6 protein-coding genes are annotated in these 6,550 nt (G+C 66.3%); 2 read left to right on the top strand and 4 right to left on the bottom strand.

Annotated features, from left to right (window positions below; translation table 11 throughout):
* Positions 1 to 35: 35 nt before the first annotated feature.
* Positions 36 to 3,005 (bottom strand): Tn3 family transposase, encoded by a 2,970-nt coding sequence (locus KYX69_RS22710; protein WP_042491074.1) that lies wholly within the window; start codon positions 3,003 to 3,005, stop codon positions 36 to 38.
* A gap of 129 nt (positions 3,006 to 3,134) precedes the next feature.
* Here KYX69_RS22710 and KYX69_RS22705 point away from each other — a divergent pair, with 129 nt between their 5' ends.
* Positions 3,135 to 3,761: a recombinase family protein gene (locus tag KYX69_RS22705; RefSeq protein ID WP_082052512.1), complete on the top strand. Its 627-nt coding sequence runs from the start codon at positions 3,135 to 3,137 to the stop codon at positions 3,759 to 3,761.
* Positions 3,762 to 3,784: 23 nt separating this feature from the next.
* Here the strand turns inward: KYX69_RS22705 and KYX69_RS22700 are convergent, their stop codons facing one another.
* From KYX69_RS22700 to KYX69_RS22690, 3 genes are read right to left on the bottom strand one after another with little or no spacing between them, the layout of a single operon-like run.
* A complete protein-coding gene (locus KYX69_RS22700) occupies positions 3,785 to 4,564 on the bottom strand; it encodes a sulfite exporter TauE/SafE family protein (protein WP_042469177.1) in 780 nt (259 codons plus the stop codon).
* A 7-nt stretch (positions 4,565 to 4,571) separates the two neighbouring features.
* Positions 4,572 to 5,090, bottom strand: coding sequence for a rhodanese family protein (locus KYX69_RS22695; RefSeq protein WP_042469176.1), 519 nt, complete (start codon positions 5,088 to 5,090; stop codon positions 4,572 to 4,574).
* A gap of 4 nt (positions 5,091 to 5,094) precedes the next feature.
* Positions 5,095 to 5,412, bottom strand: coding sequence for a helix-turn-helix transcriptional regulator (locus tag KYX69_RS22690; protein WP_042469298.1), 318 nt, complete (start codon positions 5,410 to 5,412; stop codon positions 5,095 to 5,097).
* A gap of 68 nt (positions 5,413 to 5,480) precedes the next feature.
* Here KYX69_RS22690 and KYX69_RS22685 point away from each other — a divergent pair, with 68 nt between their 5' ends.
* The gene (locus KYX69_RS22685) at positions 5,481 to 6,356 is read left to right on the top strand and encodes an MBL fold metallo-hydrolase (RefSeq protein WP_061780293.1); all 876 of its coding nucleotides are present in this window, start codon (positions 5,481 to 5,483) and stop codon (positions 6,354 to 6,356) included.
* Positions 6,357 to 6,550: the final 194 nt, after the last annotated feature.

Here is a 6,550-nt window from a genome sequence, read left to right as displayed (position 1 = left end):
TCGGGGACCGGTGAGAGGATGGTCGAAAACGTACGCTAAGCGTCCCGGCTTTGCTGGTGGAGGCGCAGCGGCCTGAACCGCTCGCGAGGTTTGTCGATCTCGCCCCAGAGATAGTCGCCGGTGAGGCCGATATGCTCCCAGCCCAGAGGGGCGACGTGGGCGAGCAGCTCGTCGGGCACGTCGACGCCGCTGCCGCGCAGATGACGGACAGCTCGGTCGAGATAGACGGTGTTCCAGAGCGTCATGGCCGCGGTGACGAGGGTCAGGCCGGAGGCGCGATGGCGCTGGTTCTCGAAGGTGCGGTCGCGCAGTTCGCCGAGGCGGTTGAAGAAGATGGCGCGGGCGAGCGCGTTGCGGGCCTCGCCCTTGTTGAGAATGCTGCCGGTGCGACGACGCTGGTCGGGATCATCGAACCAGTCGAGCATGAACAGGGTGCGTTCGATCCGACCTATCTCCCGCAGCGCGCGGGCGACCGAGTTCTGACGCGGGAAGCCCGCCAGCTTGCGGAGCATGACCGAGGCGCTCACCGTGCCGGCGCGGATCGAGGCGGCAAGGCGCAGGGTTTCGTCCCAGTTCTCCTCGATCGCGCGGATCTTGACCGGACCGGCGACGAGCGGGCGCAGCGTCGGCCACGAGTCGAGCGGCGACAGGCTGTAGAGCCGGCGCTCGTTGAGGTCGCGGATGCGGGGCGCGAAGCGGAAGCCGAGCAGATGGCACAGGCCGAAGACATGATCGACCGCGCCGGCGGTATCGGTCGCATGTTCGCGGATGACCAGCTCGCTTTCATGGTCGAGCAGGCCGTCGAGGACATGCGCGGCCTCGCCGGCATTGGCGGCGATGACCTTGGTGTGGAACGGCGTGAAGCGGTCGGTGACGTGGGTGTAGAACAGCACGCCTGGTTCGGTGCCATAGCGGGCGTTGTGATCGGCGCGGGCCTCGCCCTGACCACCGGCACGAAAGAACTGCCCGTCCGACGACGATGTATCGCCCGGTCCCCAGACCGCCGCGAGCGGATGCGCGGTATGGCAATCGACGATCGCCGCCAGCGCCGACAGATAGGTTTCGTCGCGCACATGCCATTCCGCCGTCCAGCGCAGGCGAGACAACGTCAGCCCGCGCGAGCTTTCGGCCATGCGGCCCAGGCCGAGGTTGGTCGCATCGGCGAGGATCGCACCCATCAGCGCGGACTGGTCGGAGGCGGGGGCGCCGCTGCGCGCATGGACGAAACGGTCGGCGAATCCCGACCATGCGGCGACCTCGACCAGCAGATCGGTGATTCGGACGCGCGGCAGCATCGCGTAGAGCCGGGCCTTTAGCGCATCGGCATCGTCGGACGGGGATCGCCGGATCGACGATATGAGCAACTGCCCGCGTTCGATCGTCACATCGACCAGCTCGCCCGCTGCGGCTGCGCGCTCCACCTCCGTCATGCGCCGGGCCAACAGGGTGCGGCGTTCCTCGTACCATTTGGAAAAGTCGGTCGGCACAACCAGGCGCAGATCGCCGCTCGCGCGCATCGCTTCGAAGGCGGGCATGGGCAGCTGATAGTCGTCGAGCGTGCGATAGGCGCGGCTGCCGTCCACCCAGATGCTGCCCGAGCCGAGCCGCTCGCGCAGGTGGGCGATCACTGCGATCTCATAGGCGCGCCGGTCTATCGTCCCTTCCGCCGGCTGCACGACCTTGCGCCAGCGCGGCTTGATGAAGCTGGTCGGCACTCGCTTCGGCAGGACCGATCGACCGTCGCGGTACATCGTGCGCAGCACCTCGATCGCGCCGAGCAGCGGATCAGCCAACCGCGCGGTGCGGAAGGTGAAAGCGGCGAGAAACGTCGGGGCGAAACGCCGCACGGCGGGATAGCGTTCGACCACTTCTTCCAGCCCGTCATCGGCCGAGCGCGTCAGATCCTCGGCAAAGCGGATGCTGCGTTCGAGCTGATCCCAGCCCATCTTCGCGTCGATCGCGCGGAAGGCATCGCGCCCGCTCGCACGAGCATCTACCAGCAGGCGACCGAGCCGGGCATGGAAACGCGCGGTGTCCTTCAGCATCCGTGCCTGGCCGAGCAGCCGATCGGAGCGGGTGCGGTCGGCACGGCGGAACAGCGCGCCCACCATCTTCTCCACCATGACCAGCGCGGCGTCGGTCAACGTCGCTTCCATCTCGATCACGGAAGCTACGAGCATGGCGAGCCGGCGCGGACGTTCGAGACGCCGCAGGTGCTGGGCGGTGACGATGCCGGCGGTCCGCGCAATGACGGCATAGCGAGCAGCATGGATACGTCGTGCTCGATCAGCCGCGATCCCGATGCCGCGCACGGTGTCGAGCCGTTCGACGATTCCCTTCAGGTTCGCGGCCGATGGTGCTTCCGGCCATTCGCGTATCCATCCTAGCCGGGTGCGCCCATCATCGTCGGAGGCGATCATGTGTTCGAGTGCGGCTTCCTGTTCGGTCGAACAGTCGCGGATCAGATTGGAATGGGCCGCCTTGCGCGCCCGTGTCCGCACGATGAGGGCGAGCCGTTCCAGCGTCGATGTCGCCGGCAGTACGATCCGGTCCGCCCGCAAGCGATCGACCATGCCTGTGACGATCGTCTCACCTCTATCAGTCGAAGCGGCAATCTCCGATCCCAGCGCCAGCATCGCCCGTACATCCACCCGCGCGAAGGCGCGCAGACCGAGCAGAGCTTCGATCTCGGCCCGGTGTTCGCGCAATGTCGTGGGGCGCGTGGCATAGCCGGTGAAGTCGTCGGCTACGCACCCGATCTGATCGGCGAGCAGCGCGAGCATGGCGGCGGGCACCGCATCCCCCGTCAGTAGCCTGCGACCGGGATGACGCAGGTAGCAAAGCTGCACCGCATAGCCGAGCCGGTTCGCCCCGCGCCGACGTCGCGCCACCTGTGCCAGATCGTCGGGACCGAGCGTATAGAGCCGTTCGATCGTCGCGCGATCGGCAGGCGGGTCGAAGATCACAGCACGCTGCGCGGGCGACAGGATGGTCTTGGTCGGCATCGGCTTCCTGTTCGTCACGAAACAGGAAAGCGTACCCGTTCATGGAGCATAGACCAGAAGACGGGTTATGTGACATTATCGCGATTGATCGACGGGCAATGCCGCTCCGTCACGTGAACGGACGTATATGTGACAACGCAGATCGGTTACGCGCGGGTGTCCAAGGCGGACGGCAGCCAGGTCCACGACCTGCAGCACGACGCGCTGGTCGCGGCCGGCGTCGATCCCGAGCATATCTATGAGGATGCCGCATCGGGCCGGCTCGACAAGCGACCGGGACTGGACGCCTGCCTGAAGGCGCTGCGCCGCGACGACACGCTGGTCATCTGGAAACTCGATCGGCTCGGCCGCGATTTGCGCCACCTCGTCAATACGGTTGGTGATCTGACGAAGCGTGGCATCGGGTTGAAGGTGCTGGCGGGCGAAGGCGCGTCGATTGACACAACCACCGCCAACGGTCGGCTGATCTTCGCGATTTTCGCCGGCCTCGCCGAGTTCGAGCGAGAACTGATCGTCGAGCGCACGCGCGCCGGTCTGGAGTCCGCTCGGGCACGCGGTCGGCACGGCGGGCGTCCGTTCAAGATGACGCCGGCCAAACTGCGTCTCGCCCAGGCCGCGATGGGCAAACCGGAAACCAAGGTCGCGGAGCTATGCGCCGAACTCGGCGTGACGCGCCAAACACTCTACCGACACGTCACGCCGAAGGGCGAGATCAGGCCCGATGGTGAAAAGCTGTTGGCGCGAGGGCGCCGATAGCAGTCGGCTGAAGCTGCTCAGGTTCAGAGCGACGATGCCGTAACGTAGGTTCCTACCGCAATCACGACGGCGGCAAAGCCACGTTCGAGCAGCCCCTTACGGGTGCCGAGAACCTTGCCCAATGCAATACCGCCGATCGTTCCAGCGACGCCGCCCACGACCAGCATCGCGGTCACGCTCCAGTCGACCAGCCCCGACAGGGCGTAGGACAAGGCGGTGGTCAACCCCAGCGCGCTGACGACGACCAGCGACGTGCCGATCGCGAAGGGCAGCGGCATCGCGGTCGCGAGGATCAGCCCCGGCACGATCAGGAAGCCGCCCCCGATCCCGAAGAAGCCGGCGGCAAGCCCGACGCCCAGCCCGATCGGAACCAAGCGCGGCAGCAGCGTCGAGGCGCTATCGCGGGTCAGTCGCACGTCCGGCGCTTCCGCCGTGCGGCGCTTGCGCAACATCGACAAACCGACGCCAATCATCAGAAGCCCGAACAGGACAAGCAATCGCTTGCCGTCGAACGCCTTGCCCAACTCCGCCCCCAGCGCCGCGCCGATCATTCCGGAGACGGCGAAGACACTGGCGCACCGCCATTTCACGCGGCCCGCTCGCGCATGGCCGACCAGGCTGGCAAGCGCATTGACGGTGACGGCGACAGCGGCCGTCCCGATCGCAGCGTGCGGTGATCCGACGCCGACAACATAGATCAGGAGTGGCACGGCGAGGATCGACCCGCCTCCGCCGACAAGGCCGAGGATCAGGCCAATCACGCCGCCCGATGCAAGCGCGGCAAGGGTGGCAGCGGTGTCCACGATCGCCTCAGGCTGTCGCGCGCCGGTTCCAGGGCATGACGCGCAGCAGGTTGGCCATGCCGCACCACCCCGTCACGCCCGCGAACATCAGCCCCGCCCCGACGAACGCCGACAGCCCGAAGAAGCCGGGAGCGACGAACGTGCCGAGCAGAACGCCGATCAGCACCAGCCCACCGGCGGTAATCTGCACCTGCCGCATGATTTCCAACGGCTGCGACCGATCGGCGACGGTGGGCTGTCCTGCCTGCCGCCACGCATCGATGCCGCCGCCCAGGATATAGGCCGGCGCGCCACCCGCTGCCGCGCCGAGCTGCGCCGCATTGGCGGCGGTGCGCATCCCGGACTTGCAGTGAAAGACGACCGGACGATCGTCGCGCGGGAGATCGCCGATCCGGTCGAGCGGCACGTTCATCGCGCCGGGAATGCGTTCGCGCGCATGCTCGTCGGCACCGCGAATGTCGATCAGGCGCGCACCGGCATCGATCGCGGCACGGGTATCGTCGGGAGAAAGGGTCGCGAGCGTCATCGCATCAATCCTTGCAGTAGAGCTGGTAGAGAGTGCCGAGCAGCGTTTCGACGCGGGCATCCGCGATGGCGTACCAGAGCGTCTGGCTCTCCCGCCGGTAGGTGACGAGACCCTCGTCGCGCATCCTGGCCAGGTGCTGCGAGCAGGCCGACTGCGACAAGCCGACATCACGGGCCAGATCGCCGACCGTCATCTCGCCATGCTCGACCAGCTTGCACAGCAGCATCAGCCGGCGAGCATTGCCGATCGCCTTCAGCGTGTCGGCGACCTGCCCGGCCTTCGCCTCGAATGTCGCCAGGTCCATCGGCGGTTTGAGCATCATCGCCACTCCATTAGGTGTTGCTTATGTAGCACCAGCTAATATATTAGCAAGCGCTAACGGAGAAAATCATGACTCAGCCCCTCATCGAGGCGTTTTTCGACGAGCCGACCAATACGATTAGCTACCTCGTCGGCGATCCCGCGACACGGACTGCGGCGGTGATCGATCCAGTCCTCGACTTCGACATGGCGAGCGGCGTCGCCGACACGCGCTCGGCCGAGCGGATCGTCGCCTTCGCCCGCGAGCAGGACTGGCGGATCGCGATGGTGCTGGAGACGCACGCTCATGCCGATCATCTGTCGGCCGCACCCTTCATCAAGGCGCATACAGGCGCATGGATCGGGATCGGCGCGCATATCCGCGACGTGCAGAAAATCTTCCGCCCCGTGTTCGCGATGGATGATCTGAAAACGGACGGCTCGGACTTCGACCGCCTGTTCGAGAATGGCGACCAGTTCGCGATCGGGGCGCTGGCGGTCGAGGTGCTGCATGTCCCCGGCCACACCCCGGCCGACGTGACCTATCTGATCGGCGATGCGGCGTTCGTCGGGGATACGCTGTTCATGCCCGACTATGGCACCGCCCGCGCCGACTTCCCGGGCGGGGATGCGCGGACGCTCTATCGCTCGATCCGCCGGCTATTGGCGCTGCCCGACGAGACGCGACTGTTCCTCTGCCACGACTACAAGGCACCGGGTCGCGACGACTATCGCTGGGAGACGACGGTGGGCGAGCAGCGACGGTCGAGCGTCCACGTCCATGACGGTGTGAATGAGGACGACTTCGTCGCCATGCGCGAGCAGCGTGACGCCGGGCTATCCGTGCCCAAGCTCCTGCTGCCCTCGATCCAGGTCAACATCCGCGCGGGCCATTTCGATCAGGCGGAGGCGAACGGTGTCACCTACTTGCGTATTCCGGTAAAATGGAAAGCCGGCCATCCGTGATGTCATACGATCGCTGACACGGCTTTGTGCTTAGCGTACGTTTTCGACCATCCTCTCACCGGTCCCCGGATCAAGGTCGATCCGCCGGTGGATTTTCTACGTCCCAACTCGAAATGGCATCGTCATCTTCGCGCTGAGCCCAGCGGCGACCACCGGCTTTGGGAAATCGCGGTGCTGTTCCACATCCGCGACGC

It is taken from the genome of Sphingomonas sp. (assembly GCF_030145815.1).
Classification (GTDB): Bacteria; Pseudomonadota; Alphaproteobacteria; order Sphingomonadales; family Sphingomonadaceae; genus Sphingomonas.
This window is presented reverse-complemented; position numbering and strand designations above follow the sequence as displayed.